The 254-nt window shown below is 45.3% G+C and carries 1 protein-coding gene; it reads left to right on the top strand.

Going from position 1 to position 254, the window contains the following annotated elements; translation table 11 throughout:
* Positions 1 to 254 (top strand): hypothetical protein (locus tag BAQ44_RS30845; RefSeq protein WP_428839377.1); only part of this gene is annotated, 254 nt, incomplete at both ends.

Below are 254 nucleotides of genomic sequence, written 5' to 3' on the forward strand. Positions count from 1 at the left end.
GGAGCAGATGAAGGTAAGAAACTTGAACAGTTGGAAGAACCAACGGAAGAAGCTGGAGAAAAGAAACCGGAGCAAGTAGAAGAAATGCCGAAGCAAGAGGGGACAGATGTAGAAAGCCAACTTGATCAGGCAGGAGAAAGAACAGAAGAAGCTGGAGAAAAGAAACCCGAACAAGTAGAAGAAACACCGAAGCAAGAAGGAGCAGATGAAGGTAAGAAACTTGAACAGTTGGAAGAACCAACGGAAGAAGCTGG

The organism is Bacillus mobilis (assembly GCF_001884045.1).
Classification (GTDB): domain Bacteria; phylum Bacillota; class Bacilli; order Bacillales; family Bacillaceae_G; genus Bacillus_A; species Bacillus_A mobilis.